We start from the raw sequence: 23,878 nt of genomic DNA, 5'->3' as shown, positions 1-23,878 counted from the left end.
TTAAAATATACCAACATAAAGCCATCTACTGGTTCAGCAGAAGGCTAAAAGTTGAATCTATCTCCAATGTTTGAGTTTGGAGGTTTGGCCAATACCCACATTAAAACAATTACATGGGTCAAGTTTTTGATAATGTTGTTTCAAAGCAGGTTTGGCTAAATATAAATGTCCAACATTATGCTCTGCTGGATATTCTGCTCCACGCTGATCCAGAAGTTTCCACATCGCATGTTCCATCGCCATTGGGTCTACACCCTTTTTCACGATATAGTCCTGATGGAAAACATGGCATAAAAAGTGACCATAATACAGTTTATGAATTATTGCTTCTTCAAGTTCTGCTGGCAGACTTTCTAACCAGTCACGATCATTACGTGCTAAAGCGATATCCAAGGCCACAATATCTTCAACTTCACTTTTATGCGTATCGCGGTAACGAATAGCCGCACCCGCTATGGCAAAACGATGCAAAAAGGCTTTCCGCCCTTCTTCAGCTGTACAGTGGAAATAATCGCCAAGTTGTCTTGACTGTGAAATGGTCGTTGTCTCAGGCTTAAAATAATCTGATAAAAATGCTTCAACCTGAGCCGCATCTTGATCTTCAACTCTTAAAATTAAATGGTGTTCATAACGATCACGAAATTGATTCATTCGTTTCGGTAAATGCATGGGCATTAATTTACTGACCATCTGTAAGACCTTGTCACTAAGTCCTGCCATACCCCATTTACTTAGCACACCATCAACTTTATCTTTAAAGGCAAATGCTGCTGGCACTTTGGCTGTGCCAAACTTTTCAATAAATAAAAAAGTGTCTTTGCCGTATTCAGCGCCGATATCATAAGCGGTGCGATGAACGTATTCACCCGCGATTGGCAAACGGGCTAACTCTGTCAATAAAAAACGGCGAATAGCTGTTAAATCATCTTGTTGGTTACTACCAATATAAAACACTTGGCTGGCTAGTTTTTCAAAACTATCTAAACGCACGGCAAAGACACAGACTTTACCAGCTGAACCTGAGGCTTCAAATAAACGACTCGGATCAGCATTAAAACGTGCCGGTGTATCTGCATCGACTTGAGTAACATCATGAGCATAACGTTGGTCTGAGGCATGACGTGAAGCATCATTGATAATTTGGTTGGGTGTGAAATTTTTATGCTCTAAATTATTGAGAATATCTTCAGGGCACTCTCCCAACTCGATCCCCAAGTGATTCACTAACTGCAGCTGTCCTTGCTCATCTACTTGGGCATATAAAGCAAGCTCGGTATAAGCAGGACCACGGCGAACCAATGCCCCACCTGAGTTATTACATACTCCACCAAGAACCGAAGCACCAATACAGGATGAGCCAATCACCGAATGTGGCTCACGATTATAAGGTGCGAGTTGTTTCTCCAAGGCGTCTAGAGTTGCCCCCGCCAAGCACAGCACCTGCTCACCCTCATTAATCACATGAATGACCTGTAATCGTCGGGTGCTCATCAAGATAATTGGACGATCATAATCATCGCCAAAAGGTGTAGAACCACCTGTCAATCCAGTATTCGCAGCTTGCATCAATACAATACAGTCCGCTGCAATAGCGACTTGTAAAACCTGCCATTGCTCCCATAAACTTCCGGGACTCACTACAGCAAAGACTTTACCTTCACCAAAGCGTCGTCCTTGTCGATACAGACGAGTGTCCTGATCTTTGGTTAAGACATGACGTGAACCGACGATCTCTTGCAACTGTGCTAAGGTCTGTGTTGGATTAAATACTGCCGACATCGAATTGACTCCTTGTTTGACGCGTACCTTAAGCTCCAGTGATTAAACTGCGCTCTAATTTCACTAAACAATCAGAATTGATATCAGCAATGGTATTTGCGCCAGTTAATGTCATCGCAACACGCATTTCTTTATCAATCAGTTCAAGTAGATTGCTCACACCTGCACCGCCTGCACCTGCCAAGGCATAAACAAAAGCACGCCCCAACATACAAACATCAGCGCCCATTGCCAACATACGCACTACATCTAAACCACTACGAATCCCAGAATCGACTAAGATTTTTAAGTCACCTTTCACTGCATCAGCAATCGGTGGTAAAGCGCGCGCAGTAGACAAAACACCATCCAACTGACGACCACCGTGGTTCGATACCACAATACCATCCGCACCAAAAGCAACAGCATCTTTGGCATCTTGTGGATCAAGTATGCCTTTAATCACCATTGGGCCATCCCAAGCGTCACGAATCCACTCAAGATCTTTCCATGAAATCGATGGATCAAAGTTATTTCCTAACCAACCGATATAGTCTTCTAAACCAATTTCTTTGCCTAAGTACTTTGAAATATTACCTAAATCATGCGGGCGACCCAGTAAACCGACGTTCCATGCCCAATGTGGGTGCATCACCGATTGCATATAACGACGCATTGCGGCATTTGGACCACTCATACCCGAATGAGCATCGCGATAACGTGCTCCAGGTACAGGCATATCTACAGTAAAGACCAAGGTTGAACAGCCCGCAGCTTTAGCACGCTCCAAAGCATTACGCATAAAACCACGATCACGTAGTACATAGAGCTGGAACCACATTGGTCGAGTGATTGCAGCGGTGACTTCTTCGATTGAGCACACTGAAACGGTTGAAAGGGTAAATGGAATACCTTTTTGCTCTGCTGCAACCGCAGCTTGAACCTCACCACGGCGTGCATACATCCCTGTTAAACCTACAGGGGATAAAGCAACAGGCATTGAAAGTTGTTCGTCAAATAATTGCGTGCTTAAATCTAGGCTCGACATATCATTTAACACACGTTGTCTCAGTGCAATTTGTGCCAGATCTTCAACATTGCGTTTTAGAGTTTGTTCGGCATAAGCGCCGCCATCGATATAATGAAATAAAAATGGAGGCAAGCGACGACGAGCTGCCTCGCGGTAATCTAATGCAGATGAGATAATCATTCGTCTATCCTCGTTAAACGACTGGCGCGTTGCTGACGTGCAACGGCTTCATCGATGTTGCGTACTTGTTGAATAATAAATTCGATATGCCCACATACCGCCTGACGTGCGGCCTCAGGATCACCACGTTCAATCGCCTGCATCACCACCCAGTGCTGGTCTTGTAACTGACCAAAATGTTTAGCCTCGCTATAGATCTTACGTCGAGCTAACGCAACATTGTGCTGCAACAAATCAAAAAGGCTGCGCATCATTTGAATCAGCACCACGTTGTGTGAAGCTTCTGCAATCGCCAAATGAAAAGCGGCATCAGCACGCGCCGCCTCGGCATCATTGCCTTGGCTTTGACTCGATGCAATACGCGCATAACATGCACGTATTTTGCGTAAATCTTCAGGTGTGGCACGTTGTGCCGCATACCATGCTGTACCGCCTTCTAAAGTGCCGCGAGCCTCTTGTACATCAAAGCGATAGTTAGGATCAGCTTCAAGTAACAGGCTAATCGGTTGCACAATGCCTTGCTCAGACCAATGTGTAGGCAGTTTTTGCAAATAGCTCCCTGCCCCAACCCTTGCCGTCAAAATTCCCTGACTGATCAAATGTTGCATGGCTTCACGCAAACTCGCACGTGATACCCCAAGGGTTTCACACAGTTTGCGCTCCGCAGGTAATCGATCACCTACTTGTAATTGTTGGTTCTCAATTAACTCACGCAGGTTATGCAACACTTTTTCAGAAACTTTCATGATCTTTCTATCTCAATATCAGTAGCTTCTTGATTTTAAGGGATCATCCACGGAAGTACATAGGCTTGTAGCGTAACGATGATGCCAATCATCACAGTAAAGATCAGGCTATGCTTTACAGTAAATCGGAACAAATCTGACTCTTTACCGACTAGGCCAACCGCTGCACAGGCAATGGCAATGGACTGTGGTGAAATCATTTTTCCAGTGACACCACCACTGGTATTGGCTGCAACCAAAAGCACTTCAGGCACACCGATCTGCTGTGCTGTAGTTGCCTGTAAAGCAGAGAACAAAGCATTGGCAGAGGTATCTGAACCTGTCAGGAATACGCCGAGCCAGCCTAAAAATGGTGAGAAAAATGTAAAGGCATCGCCACTATGTGCCAAAGCTAAAGCCAAGGTTGCTGACATACCTGAGTAATTGGCAATAAAGGCAAAAGATAACACCATCCCAATCGAATACACTGGTACGCGTAGCTCTTTAGCTGTTTCAACAAATGTCTTAACTGCTTCGCGGGGCTGCATTTTTAAATAAATAATCGTGATCACTGCAGCCAAAATAATCGCAGTACCTGTTGCAGAGAACCAATCAAACTTATAAATCGCATCGTAGTCTTTAATTTGGTTGACCACAGGTGGCATTTTTTGAATCATTTGATGTAAAAATGGCACTTCAATTGAGATGACCCAATCTTGTAATGCACCGCCTTTAGCAAAGAGATCCTTAAAAGGTTTAATACTCCAAATGGTCACCATTACCGTTAAAATAGCGAATGGAGACCATGCTTTAGCGATCTGAGCAATCGTATATTTTTTATTACTTGTTTCAGCTTCTGCATTCACAGCAGCTTCTGTTTGATCAAAACGGAAAATATGTTTAGGCTGCCAAAATTTCAATAAAATACTTAAACAAATAATCGAAGCAATCGCAGCAGTAATATCAGGTAATTCTGGGCCTAAAAAGTTCGATGTTAAATACTGTGCAATCGCAAATGAACCACCAGCTACAACCACAGCTGGCCAAGTTTCTTTTACACCACGCCAGCCATCCATAATCGCCATGATCCAGAACAGTACGATTGGCACCATAAAGGGTAGCTGACGCCCAACCATCTGGCTGATTTCCATCGTATCGACACCAGACACCTGCCCTGCAACGATAATCGGAATTCCCATCGCACCAAAAGCAACGGGCGCGGTATTGGCGATCAAACATAGACCTGCTGCATAAAGCGGTTTAAAGCCCAGCCCCACCAAGAGTGCAGCAGTAATGGCTACTGGTGCACCAAAACCTGCAGCACCTTCTAAGAAAGTACCAAAAGCAAAGCCCACCAATAACATTTGTAAGCGTTGGTCATGCGTAAGCGATAAAATTGATGCGCGAATAATTTCAAATTGACCGGTTTTAACCGAAACTTTATAAAGAAATAATGCGCCTAAAATAATCCAAGCAATTGGCCATAGTCCATAAAAGAAACCATAAGCCAGTGATGAAAAGGCCATACTGGTTGGCATGCCATAGGCAAATAATGCCACCAATAAAGCCAAGAGAACCGTAATACTTCCTGCCACACTGCCTTTCATACGAAAGACGGCTAAAGCCAAAAAGAAAAATACGATTGGAATAAGTGAGATCAGACTCGAAAACCAAATATTGTCCATCGGGTCATAAATTTGTTGCCATTGTTGCAGCATTTTCATCTCCTTGAAATGCTAAAAGCAGTGACAGGTTAAATGCAATAACCACAAACATTGGTAATACCAATTTTACTTAAAACAAAATTAACCCGCATTTTTCAATCATATTATTTATATAAACCCTATTTATCAAGAATGAATTGCATTTATTTTTAATATTGGTATGACCAGTTTTAAGAAGTGTTTTTCTCTATATAAGAAAAAACCGAGTCCAGATCAACTGAACTCGGTGATATAACTGAGTTAAGATAAAGCGCTAGAGCTCATTTAAAATTTCACTAAATCGCCTTTTAAAGCCACGCTGGTAATGGCTGTACCTTTGAAGCATTGGTACGTGGTGGTACTTTTACTTTCATTGGCCTTAAAGTAACTGACAATATTGGTGACAGCATTTGCACCTTGGGCTTTCGCACTTTCTTGTAACTGTATCAAGTTAGAGCGTAAAACGTGATCGCACGAACCTTCAGCCGACTTAGCAAAACCATTGGTTTTTTTATTGGTCACTACGCCAGGTTTTAAAAGTTTTCCACCAGTGTGTGTACCTGCTAAATAAAACTTCACAGAACCATCTAAAAAACCGTCTGCAACAGCACGATCTACAGCACTCTTAAAATCATAATCATAGGCTTTATCTGCAGCATGCGCAGAAAGCATTGTGCCCAAACCTAGCGCTAAAGCGAGTGTTATTTTCTTCATTGACATCAATTGTCTCCCCGATATAAAAATCAACTACGTTTAAATACGTCTAAAAATTAATGAAGTGTTAATTCCACCAAAAGCAAAATTGTTAGAGATCATGGTATCTACATCCATATTTCTTGCTTTTTCAACGATATAATCTAAATCACCACATTCAGGATCAATGTGATCTAAATTAAGTGTTGGCATAAATGCATTACGCTGCATCATTTCTATACTTAGCCATGCTTCAATCGCACCACATGCTCCAAGCGTATGACCAAAATAGCTCTTCAATGAACTAATCGGTTTTCTGCCTAAAATTTTTGCAGTCGCCAGTGTTTCAGCAACATCACCTTGGTCTGTTGATGTGCCATGTGCACTAACATAACCAATTTGATCTGCTGTGATGTTGGCATCTTTCAGAGCCAAAGCCATGCAACGCCCCATCATCTGGGTATCAGGTCGTGTCACATGTTGACCATCAGTATTGCTCCCATAACCAATGATCTCAGCATAGATTTTGGCTCCACGAGCTTGCGCGTGTTCATATTCTTCTAAAATCAGACAGCCTGCACCTTCACCGACCACCAAACCATCACGAGCAGCATCAAATGGTCGAGGAGCACGTTCAGGCTGTTGATTCATACCACTGGTCGCCAGTAGCACATCAAAGACTGCTGCTCCTGCTGCACTGAGCTCATCAGCTCCCCCTGCAAACATTAAGGTTTGTTTACCATACTTGATTGCTTCATAAGCTTGGCCAATCGCCATAGAACCAGAGGTACAAGCACTTGAGGTTGGCAGCGTTAAACCTTTTAAACCAAAGTAGACACTCATATTGACAGCACTGGTATGTGCCATCATACGAATATAAGTGGTGGCGTTGAGCTTACTCATGTCTTGCTCGATCAACATGCTACCAAATTCTCGCACTGCATCAACACTACCTGCCGAAGCACCAAAAGCTACACCAGCCTCGCCACTTGTTAACAGGTCGTGTCCTTGTAAACCTGCATCAATCAACGCATTTTCCGCACAAATCACCGACATCAAGGCCACACGGCCCATCCCTCGTGTCACTTTACGATTGAAGTGTTTGGGAATATTAAACTGAGTCACTGGGCCTGCAATTTTACAGCGTAGATCGGTGTAAATTTCCCATTCGGGCATATAGCGAATGCCATTTTTACCTGCCAACATGGCAGCAAAAATTTGTTCAGCATCTTCACCGAGTGAGGTAATACCTGCCATTCCTGTTACGACAACACGCTTCATTAGATCAAGCCTCCATTGACTGAGATCACTTGACGAGTGATGTAACTGGCATCGTCACTACACAAAAACCGCACAACTTTAGCAACTTCATCTGCTTGGCCCATGCGTTGTAAAGGAATCATTTTTAATGCATGTTCTTTGACTTCTTCAGAGACCATTTCTGTTTCAATCAGACCTGGTGCAACACAGTTCACGGTAATTTTACGTTTGGCTAATTCAAGTGCTAATGCCTTGGTTGCACCAATCAGCCCTGCTTTTGCGGCACTGTAGTTGACCTGCCCCCGATTACCCATGATTCCAGAGACTGAAGATAAAGTCACAATCCGCCCGCCTTGTTTAAGCCGAATCATTGGCATAACCAGTGGTTTTAATACATTGTAAAAACCATCCAACGAAGTTGAAATCACTTCATCCCAATCTTGATCTGTCAAAGCAGGAAAGGCTCCATCATGACTGAGCCCAGCATTGAGCACTACAGCATAGTAAGCCCCATATTGCTCGATATCTTGCTCTAAACATTGCTGTACAGTTTGTCGCTCAGTCACATCAAATAACAAGGCATGACTCTCTTGGCCCATGGCCTGAATCTGACTGACCACCTCTAGTGCATCCGCCTGACGAGAACGGGCATGCACCGTGACATCAAAACCTGCCGCTGCCAATTGCAAGGCAATCGCCTTACCTATACCTCGGCTCGACCCCGTAACTAAAACTCTTTTGTTCACATCTATTCCTTGTTGTTATTGCGCTACATCTGGCTGAGCTGATGTAGGTTCAAATACATTTAATGTTGCTGTAATTTTTTGTCCAGCATAATCAATTTCACAATCAAATTGAGCGAGGCCATCATGTAAATAGTTCTGTTCAGCTCGAATACGTAATCGCTGGCCCAAAGCAAAATGAGACACAGGTAAATGTAACTTACGGGTCCCCAATAAAAATCCAATTTGTGGCGCTCGACCGTGTAAGTGCCCTTTGTAACCCGCAAAGGCACTAATACTTTGTGCCATGATTTCTATACTGGTCCATGAAGGTAAGCCTGTCTCATCACAAAACATCAGCTCAGGTCTAATACAGAGCTCTGTAATAATATATTGCTCGCCCACTTCAACAATATGGTCAACAAATACCATAGGCTCAGCATGCGGGATAAAATCTATGGCATTGAACATGGCACTTGAGTTCCAAAAATTAAACTAATATTACTACCACCAAAGGCAAAAGAATTGCTCATTGCATAAGTCACTGTTTGTTCAAGCTGTGCGTGTCGTACATAATTGAGCCCCGCAAGTTCTGGATCAATCTGTGTATCCATATGCATTGGCAACCAAGTTTGATCTTTTAATAGCTGCACACAGATGTGTGCCTCAATGGCGCCTGCTGCCCCAAGACAATGCCCAGTTTGATGTTTAGTCGAACTCAGCGGAACAGGATAGTCTTGGAAAACATGAGCTACCGCTTTAGCTTCCATTGCATCATTTTGACGTGTCGCCGTGCCATGTAAGTTCAGATAACCTATTTGATCCGCTGATAAACCCGCCATGTCCAATGCAGCTTGCATCGCTTGAGCAGCCCCCACGCCTTCAGGATGTGGTGCTGAAATATGCCAAGCATCCATTGATTCACCCGCAGCCAATAGCATCACCGCTGCAGATTCTTTACTAAGTAGAAATAGACCTGCGGCTTCGCCAATATTAATACCATCACGAGCGATACCGCAGGGCTGACAAATAGCAGCAGACAAACTCTCTAAACTTGAAAAACCATTCAAGGTAAGGCGACATAAACTATCGACACCACCAACCAACACCGCATCTGCAAGACCTGCATTGAGTAAGCGTTGCCCTGCTGCCATCGCCTTAGCACTCGAAGCACATGCTGTAGAGACACTATAAGCTATACCTTGCCAACCCAAGTACTGTTTTAAAGCTTTGGCCAAACAGCCCATTTCCTGTTTTTGATGTGAAACTTGAGCTGACTGCTGTTCAAAGTGCTGTTGGATCAACGGCTCATTATCAGCAATACCTGAAGTTGAAGTACCAATAATCACGGCTAAACGTCGTGAATCAAACTGTGCCACATAAGTCCGTAGTGGTTGCTCTATTTGCTGTAATGCTGTTAAGGCGAAGCGTAAATTACGTGAATCATAATCGTGTAAATCTGCGGGTACATGTGTACATAGCGCTTGAGTATAAGCACCAACCCAATGCTGTTGACCTGAAATATAACCGGTCACCGAACTCAAGCAACTTGCCGATGAACTCAAATGCTGTTGCAGCTGCTGTGGCGTTTCCCCAACTGCTGATAAGCCAGCATGAAACTGTATGCCTACTGCCGGCGCACAGATATTTTTGATCATGATATTTTACTCTGCTGCTTCCAATGTATTTTCCAGTGCACTGATCGTCATGTGATAAGGAACTTGAACATTATCTAAACGAATATGATCCGTCTCTTGACTGATTTTCAATACAGGTTTTTGCTGTATATAAACGTCTTGTCCCGTTTCAGTCATAAGTACCTGTACCTGCTCATGTGGTAACTGAGCAAATTGTGGATCTGTAGCAAACAAAATATCACGAACCAAAAAATCAAAAGGTAGTAATCGCATTTGTTCAATACGTTGTTCAACTTTGACCTGTTTTCCATCAAAGTACAGCTTAAACAACGGCTGTCCAGTTAGACTTAAGGCCAACATTTGCAGTTGCTCACCGATTTGTTCTTGATACAGTAAAAAACTAAAACTTTGTGTTTTCCACTGCACCTCAACCTGATCTTGTCGTTGATACTCCCGAGCTTGCCACGCTGTCGTGGCTAAACCTTGCGCCTTCGGTAATAAGCTTTGACAGCCACTCAGCGCAAATACACTGATCAGCAGTAAAGTAACACCATTAAGTCCCTTCATACACCATCTCGATACTTGGTCCCTGATTTACCCCTTCACGACAAAGCTCAGCCAAAGTCGCTAATCGTTTTTTCGCATTTTTATGCATGGGGTTGGTTTCATCCCATGCATAACCTGCCAATAGCGAGGCGATCATGCGTCGAATCTGAGCGTTTTGTTGACTCGAAAATACCACATCTTGGAACTCACCCGAATACCAAGCCTCAACATAAGCTCTAAACACTTCAATGCCCTTACGCAGTGGTATTTCATATTGCTGCTGCCAATCTACAGCATGACCTTGTAATACTTGGTCAACCAAAGGTACTGCAAGACTAGATGACTTCAAGGCAATGGTCACACCAGAGGAAAAAACTGGATCGAGAAACTCACCCGCATTGCCCAGTAATGCATAATTGTCTTGGGCCAAATGTTTAACATCAGCGGAATAACCGACCAAAGTACGCATTGGTGTATCAAACTTGGCATTGGCCATCAAGGCTGACAAACTTGGATCATCGGCTAAAATCCGTTGAAATAAGGCTGCTAACTGATCTGCTTCATAAGTGTCTTTAGACTGACCATCAGGGTCTTTTAGCGCATATTGATCAAAAAAATCTTGTTCAGCAACAACGCCAAAAGAGGCGCGACCATCTGCAAAAGGGATCAACCAATACCATGCACGATGATCTTTTTCATGTACAGTAATTAAAATTTTATTGCGATCAAATTCAGGATGACTGGCTTGATGGTGAGTTATCCCATCTTCAACATGACTAAAAATAGCACGGCGTACAGGGAAATCTGACGGGCGCTCTAAGTCTAATAACTTAGGTAAAACACGACCAAAACCACTTGCATCAAGTAAAAATTTAGCCTGAATCTGATAGCTATTTTGTTGTTCATCCTGCACAGTCAAAATAGGTTGTTTAAGCGTGACATCAACTGCTGTAACTGTATGCCCATAACGAATCTCAGTGCCATAGTGCTCTGCCTGTTGTGCCAACAAATGGTCAAACTGAGCACGGCGCACCTGCCATGTCGTCCCAGGCCCTTCAGCACTTTTCTGGGTAAAGTCGTAAAAACTCCGCTGCTGGCCTCGTAAAAATGCAGCACCATCTTTAAATTGAAAAGCATATTGTTCTACATGCTCACGCACACACTCTAATAGCCCCGCCTCTTCAAGAAAAACCATAGACTGTGGCAGTAAAGATTCACCAATCGAAAAGCGCGGAAAATACTGTCTCTCAAGCACCGTCACTTGGTAACCCTTCTGACGTAACAATGCCGCAGCAGAGCTACCAGAAGGACCTGCACCAATAATCACAACATCTGTATTTTGCATTTTTAATCATTACCTCAAGTTCAGTGCTCTGACTGAATCTTCTTCATCACAACATGTTTTGCATCAGATGATGTAAATAATGTTGCGTATATAAAAGCGAAAACCACCCCAAGTAAAACCGTTAAACCAAAACAATGAATCGCATAGGTCTGACTAAAAGCCAATAAACCAAAACCAAAGAAGGTCGACATCATGCATAAAAATAACGCCATTCCTACGACTTGAGCATGATCATGTCCATGTCGATAGAAAATTGCATAATCCACCCCAATGCCAATGATTAAAAAAGTGCCCATAAGACTAAACAAATTGATTTCTACCCCTAACCAAGCCTGCACAGCAAAAGTACTGATCAAGGCCAACGTCACAGGGAGAACCAAAGGTAAAATCGCAGCACGGCCATATACCCAGCCGAGTCCTAAGGCCAAAGTGATCATCGCGGCGACAAGTAACCACTGTGCCTGTATACGATGTTGTTTAAATAAATCTGAAAGACTTTGCACAGGTTGTAGTAATTGGACATTCGGACTGTTTAACGCTTTTAGCGCATCAAGCTGTTCAATGCCCTGCAACATCACTAAACGTTCGGTGGGTGTACGTTGTAAAAAAGCCAGAGGATGTTGTTTCATTTGATCTAAAGTTAAGATCGGTTGAGTTGCCAATTGTGCTTGCCAAGCCAAAACGTCATGAGCATCCAATTGCATACTGGCTGCATACTCGCGTAGCACATCTTTAGGAATATTCTGTAACAACGAAATATGTTGGCGTTGTTCCACAGCACTTGGAATCCACTGCCCCAATGCCTGAAAACCTTGTAGCTTCGCTTGCGTTTTAAGCTGATTTAACTGCGCAATCAACTGCTGTTCATGCTGCTCAAGTTCAGCTGTTGTCTCCCCCCGCACTACAAAATAGTCACTACTTTGCTGCTGTGAAAAACGTTCACGAATATATTGGTCTTCTTGTTTTAACTGTTGATCCATACTCTGTAAATTCTGGATCTGATCATTGGGTTTTAACCAAAATAAACTGGTCACCCCTAAGACTAAAATTGTGGCAATACTGCCCCATCTTAAAGATTTATGCGTTTGAAAATACTCACGTGCATGACCAATAAAACGTAGTGTTCTAATCGCTAGTGCAGCATTTAAAGCAGGCAATCGGGGTAGTAATAAAATACTGGTGATCCAAGCCGAAACCAATCCGACCATTGAAAAAACCGCAATTTGTTTAAAACCAGGAAATGGACTAATACTTAAAAACACGTAGGCCACTAAGGTCGTAAGCAATCCCATAAATAAACTAGGTAATAACGGTTTTAAAATCAGAAAACCATTATGTCCCCGATGCTGCGATTGAATAGCCATAAAGTAATAGGAGAAATCGACACATACACCAATCAAACTGGCACCAAAAACCAATGTGACCAAATGAATTTCGCCAAAGACCAAATGCGTAACGGTAAAGGCCACTAAAGAACCTGTCGTAACGGCGATAAACTCCGTCAGCATTGGACGCAATGAACGAAAACCAAACCACACTAAGAGCAGTATTCCAAGGCTTGATCCTAAACCAATCGTGGAAATTTCCTGTTGCGCAGAGTGCGTACCATAGCTTGCAAACCTTAAAGTTCCAGTCCAATGCAACTTCACATCCAAAGCAGCCAGCTTCTGCTCAACGGTTTGCATCCAATCACTGCTTTGTTCTTGATAGTCGATATTGTAGGGACTTTGTTTTAGCTCAAGAACAAATAGCCGTGACCAACCACGCTCATCATGAACCGTGGCAAACCCCTCCTGCATTTCAACCGCACTATGCTGTTGCTGTGATAAATTCAGCACATAACGAGGAAATAACAACAGTGGGTCTTGGCGTAAGAAATCTGCTGTAATTGGTAAACCAGGACTCATAATTTGTAATAAGCCCTGCTCAGTTAATGCTGCATAGTCTTGGTTTGTTAAAGCCTGTACATCATCAGCACGCAATAACCCTGCTCGGTGTTCAAACAACACCTTGCCTATCGCAGCTGTATCAACTTGCGCCTGTAAAGGCTGCCAGAGCTGGCTTTTTTGCACTTGCTGTTTAAATTGGACTGTTGCCTGATTGAGCTGTGTTTCATCTTTGGCATCAAGCAAAACAAATACTTTATTGTTGAGTTGCTCACTCACATAATGTTGTGTCTGCTCTAGCTGTTGGTCTTGGCTCAATTCTGGCAGCAAGGCAAAAATATTGGTCTGTATATGAATCGATTTACTGAACCACATACTCAGCAATACGATGCCAACCAAAGATAAGACTGCTAGCCATAGCGCAGTAAGCTTATTTGGCCAATTGGAAAAGCGCATTTTCACTTGCCGATAATGTTTGTGGTTGAGAACTATGTTGGCTAAAACGAATCGTGGTCATATTGTTAGCTTGTTCAGTGATGATGATCCGCTCTACATAGCGTTGACCTTGTGCCTCAACACGCACAAAGAGCTTCTTAAACAGATTACTTTTTGGCGTCAGCACAATGTTCCACTGTGCTTGAGTATATTGCGCAGAAACAATATTAAAATGTTGATTTAATGCAGCTTGATCACCCGCCATCAACTGTAAAAACATGGTCGAAACAGAGCCATACGGTGACTGCGCCACATTCACTTCGCTTTGTGTACGCTGAGTCTTTTGAATCAACTTCGTGGCTGTCACCACCAGATCTGCCTGTACGGGATTGCGAATTTGCCACAATACCCCTTGGGACTTGGAAAAGACGATGTTACCCGTTGAGTTAAAAACTTTATTGACTGAAGCGATCTTTTTTTGCTGATCAAACTTGGCACGAACCAATGGCGTCACAGCCAATTGATTAAAAATTTGAGTGACTTGTGAGTTATTGGCTTGAGCTGTTGGACTACAACTCAACATCACCCAAAACAATATACTCACCAAAACAGTCCAAATACCTTGCAACCGTAAACGATAAAATCGACCTGATACTGGTTGAAGTAATGTCATTATATTCATCTATTTTCACTTTTGTTTTGTTTGAAAAGCAGGCCATGCATATAAACGCTCTAGAAAAACCTGCGGTGACTGAAAACACATTTCTCGTGTCTCAATACATACGGCAACCTGACAACTAAAACCTTTGGTCAGTCGTTTGCCACTTTTCACATCAAAAACCTGATACTCAATTTTTAATCTATTTTCCCACTCTTTAAGGGTGGCTCTTACACGGATTTGCTGATCAAAAACAATGCCATGTGCATAGCGCACATAGCTTTCAATAATTGGCCAAGCATAACCCGACTCGCGCATTTCATTGTAGTTATACTCAAACTGCTCCAATAACTTACAACGCGCAATTTCAAAATATTTTAAATAATGCCCATGCCATACCACAAACATACTGTCTACATCATGAAATGGCACATCAATAATTACATCTGCATACATCCGCCGACTCTCCTATTGCTCTCTAGGGGTGAATACCCTGCCAAATTCAAAGTTTTCAAACCGTTGTGTTATCGCCTGCAAGGTCACTTGCAATGGACGGTCTTCAATTAACATTTCAAAATCTTGTTCATTCCAGCGCATAAACTGTTGTAGTGCTGGAGTTAAGTGCTGCTGCATTGCTTTGAGTTTAATGGCTTGCACACTCGCACAGCATAGTGCAGCCATCACTTGTTCTGTAAGTTGCAACACTCGTGTGGCATCACGTGCTGCAATGGTGCCCATACTGACTTTATCTTGGTTATGACATTCAGTTGATCTAGAGAAAATTGAAGCAGATAGGGTCTGTTTCAATGCTTCAGCAGTCCACGCCGATACTGCAATTTGTACAGCTTTAAAACCATGATTGAGAGGCAAACGCTCACGACTAGCTCCCGTTAAATTGCGTGGTAAACCATGATTCATCTTATGATCAACCAACTGTGCCAATTGACGATCCATCAGATCAGCAATATTGGCTATCATGATTTTCAGACTATCCATTGCCTGTGCAATATGCCCACCATAAAAGTGTCCACCATGCAATACACGCAGATTTACAGGATCAATCAGGGGATTGTCATTACTTGAATTCAGCTCATTTTCAATAAACTGACGTAACCAAACTTGTGAATCGGCAAATACCCCAATGACATGCGGCGCACAGCGTAAAGAATAACGGTCTTGTAGGCGTGGACTTTGCTGTTCAGTTTGCATTGGACGATCAAGTAAATAGCGCAGTTCGGTTGCAATGCCTTGTTGTCCTGGGTGAGGTTTCTGCGCAAATAGTACTTCATCAAAATGACTCGGGTTACCTTCAAGCGATAGTACATTCAAGGCGGTAATATAAGTACTGGCCAGACTGATTTGTTCAGCTCGTTTATAATTCAAGCACGCTATGGCGGTCATCACTGCCGTACCGTTCATCAAAGCTAAGCCTTCTTTAGGGCGTAAACGTAAAGGCTGCATCTGCTTGGCTTGATACACGTCTGCCATCGCTTTGACTTGTCCATCGACATAGACATCACGCTCACCGACCAAAGCCCCGGCAATATAAGACAATGGTGTCAAATCACCACTGGCCCCCACTGAACCTTCCGCAGGAATCACAGGAATAATATTTTCATTGAGCATCCAAACTAAACGCTCAAGTAATGCCATCGACACACCTGAATATCCTCGTGCCAAAGAACACAAGCGTGTAACCACAATGGCTCGAGCCGTCACAAGGTCAAAATTTTCTCCCATGCCGCAGCCATGAAAACGAGATAATTGTAGTGGTAACTCATCAACTTGATGTGCAGGGACAGCAACCAAACATGAGTCACCATAACCCGTGGTTACCCCATAGATAACACCATCTTCTTTTAATAACTGGTCTAAGAAATCAGCACCACGTTGAATCAGTTCACGCCATGCGGGTGTACTGCTCAGTTGTACCTGACGTTGCTGCGTGGCAACGGCAAGAACATCTTCGATACAAAGCGGTTGTTCGCCAATAATTAAAGCCTGCATGTGTTATTTATTCCAAAAATTATAAAAATTGAACCATTGATAAGGTGCGCGTATACAGTGTTGTTCAAGTAGTTCAACATAACGACGCATGATGTTTTGCATTGCCTCACACCGTGTTTGGCGAGGAAAACTTAATTGTTCTGCAAGCTGATGAACATAAACATGCAAAGCACGATCAAACTGATAACTAAAAATCGCCAATACTGGCACTTTCAATAAGCTTGCCAAAATCCAAGCACCTTGGGGCCAGTTGGCATCACATCCTAAAAATGGGATTGCTTGTACACGTCCAGACTGAACAGGGATTCGATCGGCAGCGATAATAATCCACTCACCTTGATCGAGTTTTTCTTGTAAATAGATTGCAGTCTCTATACCAAGCTCATCTACAGGGAGTAAGCTAATATCAGCATGACTATTGAGCTGTTTAAGAAACTGATTAAATTTTGCAGCGTGTTTTTGGTAGACCAATACATTAATCTTTTGCACATGTTCTGATTTTAATGCACGTAACAATTCAATATTTCCAAAGTGCGAGACCAAGATAACCGCGCCTTTTTGATATTGGGCACGTAATTGCTCATGTCCATGTAACTCTAATTGTTGTTCAGAAATACGTCCGAGCCAACCTTCAATTTTATCGAGTATACATAGACCGAATTGCAATAAATGCTGAAAGCTATTTTTCCAATTTGGTTGTTTTTCAAAAGGAGAATGTTCTCCAGCAAAGCGATGTAACTTTTGTAGGTATAGCTGTGAAGCTTGTCGAGCGCTACTGGCAAAAATCCAATACCAGAAGATCACAACATACAATATAAGCTGACAGAGTTTGCGCCCACCCAAACGATAAAATAGCAACATCAAATTGAGTGGCAATAAGCCCCCACGTTCTTTGAGCTGACTCCAACGTGGTGAGGATGAACTAGTCATGCCGATCGCCTTGAGTCTTATGCCACAACAACTTTGGCAATCGCACCAACATTCCAGCAAATAACTTGGCATGTGTTTGGCTCAGACCCAAATTGTCACGCCACATTTGAAAATGTGATATGCCTTGCTCAGGATAGACCACATGAGTGGGTACATTTATGAAGGGAACTTTATTCCATTTCAAACGCACCAAAATCTCACTATCAAAACCCATCCGTGGCTGTAAATCTGCAGTTTGAATTATAGATATTGTGCTGGCCAGTGGATAAACTCGAAACCCACACATGCTGTCCTGAATCTCAAAAGATAGACTATTAATCCATACCCAAACATGTGTGATATAACGACCATAAAGGCGCTTTTTAGGAACACTTTCATCAAAAATAGGTTTGCCAATAATCATGGCCTTGGGATTAGCTGCTGATTGTTGCCAAAAAGTCGGAATATCAGCCCAACAATGCTGACCGTCGGCATCAATTTGTAAGGCATGGTGCATCCCCAAATGGTGTGCATGTAACAAGCCCGTCATTACTGCTTGGCCTTTGCCCAAGTTTACCGCATGACTTAACAGCTCAACTCGCTCATATTGCTCTGCCAAGTCCGTGAGGACTTGGGTACACTCGACATCACTTCCATCGTTGACCACGATAATAGGTAAATCAAATTGATGTAAATGTTCAATCAAAGGTGCAAGATAATTGGGGTGATTATATACAGGAATCACAAAACAATTAGACATGCATCACCCCCTCTTGATCTTGGTCAGGCTGTGCAATAACAAAAGCTAAACGACCTGTCGCCAATACCTCAGTATCACTGGTTAACCTAAAACTAATTTTGTCATTTTTACGGCTTAATTCGAGTTTTGCCACAGTATAGGGGCGAATCAATTGCTGGAATTTCATTTGCTCCATTGCACTACAGTAATTTAAGTCAGCCCACGTCTGCTGTGCCAATACATGTATGAACGCAATTTGCCCTACACCAGGATAAATCGGATTGTTAGGAAAGTGTCCAGCAAAGCATTTTAATTCAGCAATAAATTCTAACTGGTAGCTCGCAGTCTGTGCATCACGTTGCTGTTGTAGCACGACAGGAATTTGCATCGGTGAAAATAGCGACTGCATCAGTTTTTTATCGAGTTTTGCTTGGCTATTCATTGGAAGTTGACTTAAAAAACGCCACTGCCTTGGAATTGCAATACCTTCGAGGTGATCACCCAAACTGGTTTTTAATTGTTTTACAAAACTTGCTTTACCAAGCTGCTGCAATTCAGCTTTGGCTTGAGCACTAAGAACAGCAACACAGGCCAAAATTTGTCGATGACCATGTTGTATTAGCAAGACATGGCTTTGCGTGACTGCCTCTAGTTGTCCAATCTCATGTTCAATCTGATCTAGGCTTAGACGCTTTTCTTCAAGTTTAACAATACGATCTAAACGCCCCATTAACTGAAAAGGGCTTTGTGATTGATCAATTTGCTGTAATAACACTTGATCACCTGTCAAAATCCAGTCTTGTTGATAGGCATGTTGTGTTTTGACCGCCAAAGCACCATCGGCCTCACTACGCACTTGCACATCAGCAAAAGGACGCCAAAGTGCATGATCCTCTTGCCGATATGCAATACCACCAGTCTCTGAGCTGCCAAAGATTTCAGTAATCGTATGGTTTACCACAGCTCGAACGCCTTCATCTAAACGACCACCTGAACTAAATAGCATCGTAGCGTCATTTAAGATGACATCAGAGCTCCAACGCTTTAATAAAGCTGGACTTGAAATAACATAAAATTCAATTGGATGGCTAACAGATAGCTGCTTTTGGACTTCTACGACATCCTCAGGAAAGGCCAATTGCTCTAGGTAAAAACTGTGCCCTGCCGCGAGAGGCCAAAGCAACTTAAAAAGTAAACCATAAATATGCTGATGACTGACTGTAGAGATCGCAATACGATTGCTCAGCATTGGAAATGCTTGGGCAAGCCCTTGTACTTCAAATAATAACTGTTGCAGTGTACGGGGAATTTTTTTCGGCTGGCCTGTAGAACCTGAGGTGTAAAAATAAAGCTGTGCCTGCGCTAAAAAATCATCATCTAGCTGTAACGTATTTAAATCAGCTCGTGGGGTATTTATTGAACTAGGTTGCCGTTGTAAAAAATAAATCTGTTGTTGTTCGAGCTCTAACTCTAATGCTCTTACCCGATTTGGAGGCAATAATAGCTCTTTTTTTGCCAATAACCCTGCAAATAACAACACTAAGAAATCATAGCTATTGGCTTCCCAAAGTGCCCATGTTCGTTCTTTATGCTGTGCAATAAGCTGCCGCTGCTGCAGAACATCTTGCCAAAAATATTGAAAACTCACTGCATTTTCTTGTGCAGACATACACAAAGTGGCAGATGACAAGATATGCTGTTGAAAATGATGCTGCACCATTTTTATGTTTTACTCTGCTGATCTATGCGCATTTGTCGCTTACGTAATATATATTCACCCAGCAACAGTAGCCCCATAAGGACATAAGATAGAAAACCGTTATACCAAACCCAAACCTGAGTACTTGTTAGATAAACGGTAGTTAAAGAAATTAAACCGTTTAGTGCAAAGAAATAACACCAGACTTTAGTCACTTTTCGAGTCCAGCGCACACCTGTCTCAGGTAAGTCTGGCTCAATCAATCGTGCAAAACGCTCAATCATTGATGGTGGTCTAAATAAGGTGGACGCAAAAATAACTAAACCACCAATACTCATCATGACTGGATACAATTTTAACCATATGCCGCTGTTTAAGAAGAGGCTCAAGCTACCGCATAAAATTGCAAACAATGTTAGGGGCCAAAGTAATTGTTGTTTCTTACTCAGTAAACGGATAACCCCTAATCCGATCAGTATCATACTGACCCAGAAAAAATGACCTTGCGCTAGACCCCACCCCACAAGGAATGGGTACGCAATCAATAAAACAACGACGACAGCGTGTAAAAGTTTTTTCATTGTTCCGACATGGCTTGAATAACTTTGACCACATCTTCGACTGTTCTTACATTTTTAAAGTCTTCAGGTTTAACTTGCTTACCTGTTAATGCCTTAATCTTAACCACCAAATCAATCGCATCAATACTGTCCACATCGAGATCAGTATATAGATTTGAATCAAGTTGAATATCATCTGGTTCGATTTCAAACAACTCTTCCATCCAGTCACGTAGATGCTGTAATACTTGTTCTTGTGTAAGCATAATAACCTCTATACCTGTTGCGCTTCAACGAGTGCTACCAAACTACGCACTGACTGAAAATGCTGTTTGGTTTCATCTGATTCTGCATTTAGATGAATGTTATAGCGTTTTTTAAGTGCTAACCCCAACTCTAACGCATCAATAGAATCTAGCCCTAAACCGTCACCAAAAAGTGCTGCCTCAGTTTCAATATCATCAATAGTAATATCCTCAAGTGCGAGAACATCAATTATCATTTGTTTTAGTTCATCAGCGAGACTGCTCATTATCCACTAAACTCACGGTTAAAAATTTGTTGAAGTTGATGATTTAACTGGCGTACTTGCTTCGGCCCAATTGTTACATCGTTTAAAAGATCCGTGATTTGTACAGCATCCATCACGGTAATTTTGATATGAAATGGTTGTTTTGGTATATGGTACCATTTCTCATTTTTCGTCAGTGTCGATGGGGTACAACGAATAAATACTGGACGAATCGGCACACCTGCTCTCAACGCTATATTGGCTGCACCACGTTGAAAATTATTGAGTTGCTCACCTTTTTCCGTCCGAGTACCTTCTGGAAAAATAAGCAAAGAGGCCGCATCTGCTTGCTGCAATCTATCCACACAATCTTGGATAAACTGTTCAGAACCCGCATTTAAAATATAACCTGCACTTTGTACTGGACCTTTGGTGAAAGGATTAGACCAAAGCGATTGTTTAACCACACAGTTTGCACGTGACATCAGACCAATTAACATCACGACATCAATCAATGTTGGATGATTGGCAATCACTAACTCGCCTTTACTATGGGCTAGCTTTTCAAACCCCTCAACCTCAAGACTCATGATACCGAGTTTAATCATCATTTGAGTAAAGCCATCGAAGCTATAGCGAATGACCTGTTGTGCACGATGTTGCTGCAGCTCTCGATCCTGAGTTGTTAGTTTAACTAAAGGTGCGACTACAGCACCAATGACTACACCGCCAACACCAAAACTGGCAAAACTTAAACCTGTTGCAGCGACTCGCCAAGCATAATTTAACTGCTTCGCCAATTTTTTTCTTTTCAGCATTTTTGCCATGCACCTTGTTGCTTATTTGCAGCATCACACCAAAAGTCATAAAAATGTTGTGCTTCATGATGATAAGTTATTGTTGAATCTATCTGAGATGGATCAAGCACGAGCCCTGTTTGATCTGTATTTTGTTCTGCAACCAAGCTGACAATAGCAGCTAAAGAAAAACCATCAAATGCCTGATACTCGGCATAAATTTCAGGTAATGCTTCATCATAATAAAGCACCAAAACTCTTTTTGCTGTGGTATGTGTTTTTAAATAGCTATATGCCTCTAACAATGCTTCAGACCACGATGCAGCTAAGCTTGTCGCAGTCGTCGCATCAGCACACAAAATTGAATAAAGACCAGAAACAGCATTATGCACAGAAGTTGCAAACAGCGTAGGTGAACAACCTTGATCTTGTAAAATATCAGCTAAAATTTTTAATGTTTTTTGCTCATCGCCATATTGTGAAGTCCACACGATATAATCTACAGCCCAATCGGCTTTACATTGCAGCGCATTATTTAAGGCGAGTTTCGCAATTGAAGACAGACGTCTTCGTTGCATCGCTGGAATTTGCTCCAACTGATCCAAACGGTCTGTTGAACAACACTTAGACAATTGAGCAATATGGAGCTTGATCATACCTGTTGATTCTTAAAGGATTATATGGCAACAATATGTAACTTATTGTAACAAACAACGAAATTAAGTTCAATTATTTGGCGAGTGATTGTATCGGAAGTTTTTTAATTTTTCCTTAATTTACCTTATGCTTTTTCTATAGCTCAATGTAACTTATAGCAGAAAATATGTATATTTACGCTTAACAAAGCCAAGGCATTATATAAATAGCCATTACTTTTTAGTCATCAATATAGTTAAAATATCAACTTGATGTTTATTACTTTTTTAATTCTTAGCCAATTCAATCTATCATCATTCGCAACATATAATTTGATATAGCTACTCTTTTTATTCTACGAAAGAAATTTCTGGCCTCTAAGTTTTGAATGTCCCACTTTAGAATTCGACCCTAAACCAGCCGAGAACGATATGAGCAAGACAGCAAAATTCTCTATATTTACCGTCATCGTCATTTTGATTGCAATATTGGCTTACTTATATGCCTCTCCATACTTAGCACTCAAAAACATGAAGACCGCTGCCCAGCAAAATGACCTTGAAACCATAAATCAATATATTGATTATCCCAGTGTGCGCCAGAGTCTTAAAGAACAACTCAACGCTTACATGCTTAAAGAACTACGGCAAGAAAGCGACAATGAATTTGCTAAGTTTGGCACAATGCTCGCCTCATCCATGACAGACTCCCTACTCGATGCTGTCATCACACCAAGCGGTGTTGGCCTGATGTTACAGGGTAAAAACCTCAACCCATCTCACATGCCGTTGCAAACCACAACGACAAGCCATAGCGATGCTGTAGAAAAGGATAAAGAAAAAGTTGAATACAAAATGTATTACAGTTCATTTAACCGCTTTGTCATCAATATAAAAAATACCGAACGCCATGACCAGCGTGTACAAGTCATTATGCTACGTGACGGCCTCAACTGGCAGATTAAGCAATTGATTATTCCCATTGATCACTATTGATGAAATTAAAAAGCCCTGATTAGAAAATTAGGGCTTTTTAATCAAGATAAACAAGGATTTTTGTTTATTAAAACCCTTGTTTATCAGTTTAATTAAATCAGAGCAGTATTTTGAGTGATTAAATCATCGTATATATTGGGCTGAGTATTCATCAATATCTCAACATTGGTATAAGACTGAGTATGCTTATCAGCACCAGTGTTTGTAAACTGTTCCATGCCATCACCCAAGTCCAGCACAATTAAACTCGTATCTATTGATGAATGAGATAATAGAGTCGCTAAATCTATTTGATCTTGCTCGTTAGACGATTGCGTAGTTGGATCAAATACTAGGTCTTCTACTCGATCCAGTACGGATAATAGTGAATCTTCTACATTTTCAGAAGTCTTCATCGCTGCACTATTAGTCGATAACTGATCTTTAATCGCCTCTTTATCCCAAATC

The 23,878-nt window shown here is 42.0% G+C and carries 25 protein-coding genes; 1 reads left to right on the top strand and 24 read right to left on the bottom strand.

Going from position 1 to position 23,878, the window contains the following annotated elements:
• Positions 1–57 precede the first annotated feature (57 nt).
• The 23 genes from dld to Aru01_RS04495 form a co-directional block, all read right to left on the bottom strand.
• The gene (gene dld / locus Aru01_RS04605; protein ID WP_016657924.1) at positions 58–1,779 is read right to left on the bottom strand and encodes a D-lactate dehydrogenase; all 1,722 of its coding nucleotides are present in this window, start codon (positions 1,777–1,779) and stop codon (positions 58–60) included.
• Between the two features lie 28 nt (positions 1,780–1,807).
• Positions 1,808–2,968: an FMN-dependent L-lactate dehydrogenase LldD gene (gene lldD / locus Aru01_RS04600; RefSeq protein WP_016657925.1), complete on the bottom strand. Its 1,161-nt coding sequence runs from the start codon at positions 2,966–2,968 to the stop codon at positions 1,808–1,810.
• Positions 2,965–3,714 (bottom strand): transcriptional regulator LldR, encoded by a 750-nt coding sequence (gene lldR / locus Aru01_RS04595; protein WP_016657926.1) that lies wholly within the window; start codon positions 3,712–3,714, stop codon positions 2,965–2,967. Before lldR ends, lldD begins: the two co-directional genes overlap by 4 nt.
• A 35-nt stretch (positions 3,715–3,749) precedes the next feature.
• Positions 3,750–5,417 carry an L-lactate permease gene (gene lldP, locus Aru01_RS04590; protein ID WP_171068180.1) on the bottom strand — a complete coding sequence of 556 codons (1,668 nt, stop codon included), beginning with the start codon at positions 5,415–5,417 and terminating at the stop codon, positions 3,750–3,752.
• Between the two features lie 264 nt (positions 5,418–5,681).
• Positions 5,682–6,116 carry a hypothetical protein gene (locus Aru01_RS04585; protein ID WP_016657928.1) on the bottom strand — a complete coding sequence of 145 codons (435 nt, stop codon included), beginning with the start codon at positions 6,114–6,116 and terminating at the stop codon, positions 5,682–5,684.
• Positions 6,117–6,149: 33 nt separating this feature from the next.
• Positions 6,150–7,370 carry a beta-ketoacyl-ACP synthase gene (locus tag Aru01_RS04580; RefSeq protein ID WP_016657929.1) on the bottom strand — a complete coding sequence of 407 codons (1,221 nt, stop codon included), beginning with the start codon at positions 7,368–7,370 and terminating at the stop codon, positions 6,150–6,152.
• Positions 7,370–8,095, bottom strand: a complete 726-nt coding sequence (locus Aru01_RS04575) for a 3-ketoacyl-ACP reductase FabG2 (protein ID WP_016657930.1) — start codon at positions 8,093–8,095, stop codon at positions 7,370–7,372. The genes Aru01_RS04580 and Aru01_RS04575 overlap by 1 nt, the downstream gene beginning before the upstream one ends.
• 15 nt (positions 8,096–8,110) lie before the next feature.
• Positions 8,111–8,542, bottom strand: coding sequence for a hotdog family protein (locus Aru01_RS04570; protein WP_016657931.1), 432 nt, complete (start codon positions 8,540–8,542; stop codon positions 8,111–8,113).
• Complete coding sequence (locus Aru01_RS04565; protein ID WP_016657932.1) at positions 8,527–9,729, bottom strand: beta-ketoacyl-ACP synthase; 1,203 nt, start codon at positions 9,727–9,729, stop codon at positions 8,527–8,529. The genes Aru01_RS04570 and Aru01_RS04565 overlap by 16 nt, the downstream gene beginning before the upstream one ends.
• 6 nt (positions 9,730–9,735) lie before the next feature.
• The gene (locus Aru01_RS04560) at positions 9,736–10,275 is read right to left on the bottom strand and encodes a DUF3261 domain-containing protein (protein ID WP_016657933.1); all 540 of its coding nucleotides are present in this window, start codon (positions 10,273–10,275) and stop codon (positions 9,736–9,738) included.
• Positions 10,262–11,599: an NAD(P)/FAD-dependent oxidoreductase gene (locus Aru01_RS04555; RefSeq protein WP_016657934.1), complete on the bottom strand. Its 1,338-nt coding sequence runs from the start codon at positions 11,597–11,599 to the stop codon at positions 10,262–10,264. Before Aru01_RS04555 ends, Aru01_RS04560 begins: the two co-directional genes overlap by 14 nt.
• 20 nt (positions 11,600–11,619) lie before the next feature.
• Positions 11,620–13,941 (bottom strand): MMPL family transporter, encoded by a 2,322-nt coding sequence (locus Aru01_RS04550; protein WP_016657935.1) that lies wholly within the window; start codon positions 13,939–13,941, stop codon positions 11,620–11,622.
• A complete protein-coding gene (locus Aru01_RS04545) occupies positions 13,916–14,503 on the bottom strand; it encodes a LolA family protein (protein ID WP_042111184.1) in 588 nt (195 codons plus the stop codon). The genes Aru01_RS04550 and Aru01_RS04545 overlap by 26 nt, the downstream gene beginning before the upstream one ends.
• Positions 14,504–14,608: 105 nt before the next feature.
• A complete protein-coding gene (locus Aru01_RS04540; protein ID WP_016657937.1) occupies positions 14,609–15,034 on the bottom strand; it encodes an acyl-CoA thioesterase in 426 nt (141 codons plus the stop codon).
• A 12-nt stretch (positions 15,035–15,046) separates the two neighbouring features.
• The gene (locus tag Aru01_RS04535) at positions 15,047–16,585 is read right to left on the bottom strand and encodes an HAL/PAL/TAL family ammonia-lyase (protein WP_016657938.1); all 1,539 of its coding nucleotides are present in this window, start codon (positions 16,583–16,585) and stop codon (positions 15,047–15,049) included.
• A 3-nt stretch (positions 16,586–16,588) separates the two neighbouring features.
• Positions 16,589–17,515: a lysophospholipid acyltransferase family protein gene (locus Aru01_RS04530; protein WP_016657939.1), complete on the bottom strand. Its 927-nt coding sequence runs from the start codon at positions 17,513–17,515 to the stop codon at positions 16,589–16,591.
• The gene (locus tag Aru01_RS04525) at positions 17,508–18,254 is read right to left on the bottom strand and encodes a glycosyltransferase family 2 protein (protein ID WP_016657940.1); all 747 of its coding nucleotides are present in this window, start codon (positions 18,252–18,254) and stop codon (positions 17,508–17,510) included. The genes Aru01_RS04530 and Aru01_RS04525 overlap by 8 nt, the downstream gene beginning before the upstream one ends.
• Complete coding sequence (locus Aru01_RS04520; protein ID WP_016657941.1) at positions 18,247–19,953, bottom strand: ApeI family dehydratase; 1,707 nt, start codon at positions 19,951–19,953, stop codon at positions 18,247–18,249. The genes Aru01_RS04525 and Aru01_RS04520 overlap by 8 nt, the downstream gene beginning before the upstream one ends.
• 2 nt (positions 19,954–19,955) lie before the next feature.
• Positions 19,956–20,513, bottom strand: coding sequence for a COG4648 family protein (locus Aru01_RS04515; RefSeq protein WP_016657942.1), 558 nt, complete (start codon positions 20,511–20,513; stop codon positions 19,956–19,958).
• On the bottom strand, positions 20,510–20,758 hold the full coding sequence (locus Aru01_RS04510; RefSeq protein WP_016657943.1) for an acyl carrier protein: 249 nt from the start codon (positions 20,756–20,758) through the stop codon (positions 20,510–20,512). Before Aru01_RS04510 ends, Aru01_RS04515 begins: the two co-directional genes overlap by 4 nt.
• An 8-nt stretch (positions 20,759–20,766) precedes the next feature.
• On the bottom strand, positions 20,767–21,024 hold the full coding sequence (locus Aru01_RS04505) for a phosphopantetheine-binding protein (RefSeq protein ID WP_016657944.1): 258 nt from the start codon (positions 21,022–21,024) through the stop codon (positions 20,767–20,769).
• Entirely contained in the window at positions 21,024–21,821 is a 798-nt protein-coding gene (locus Aru01_RS04500) for a lysophospholipid acyltransferase family protein (RefSeq protein WP_016657945.1), read from the bottom strand. The genes Aru01_RS04505 and Aru01_RS04500 overlap by 1 nt, the downstream gene beginning before the upstream one ends.
• Positions 21,815–22,456 carry a beta-ketoacyl synthase chain length factor gene (locus Aru01_RS04495; protein ID WP_016657946.1) on the bottom strand — a complete coding sequence of 214 codons (642 nt, stop codon included), beginning with the start codon at positions 22,454–22,456 and terminating at the stop codon, positions 21,815–21,817. The genes Aru01_RS04500 and Aru01_RS04495 overlap by 7 nt, the downstream gene beginning before the upstream one ends.
• Positions 22,457–22,867: 411 nt before the next feature.
• Here Aru01_RS04495 and Aru01_RS04490 point away from each other — a divergent pair, with 411 nt between their 5' ends.
• Positions 22,868–23,431, top strand: coding sequence for a DUF2939 domain-containing protein (locus Aru01_RS04490; RefSeq protein WP_016657947.1), 564 nt, complete (start codon positions 22,868–22,870; stop codon positions 23,429–23,431).
• A gap of 92 nt (positions 23,432–23,523) precedes the next feature.
• On the opposite strand, the gene Aru01_RS18320 is transcribed toward Aru01_RS04490, so the two are convergent.
• The coding region (locus tag Aru01_RS18320) for a hypothetical protein (RefSeq protein ID WP_042111176.1) at positions 23,524–23,878 on the bottom strand (355 nt) is incomplete at its 5' end.

Origin of the sequence: Acinetobacter rudis (assembly GCF_000829675.1) — a bacterium.
Taxonomy (GTDB): domain Bacteria; phylum Pseudomonadota; class Gammaproteobacteria; order Pseudomonadales; family Moraxellaceae; genus Acinetobacter; species Acinetobacter rudis.
This window is presented reverse-complemented; position numbering and strand designations above follow the sequence as displayed.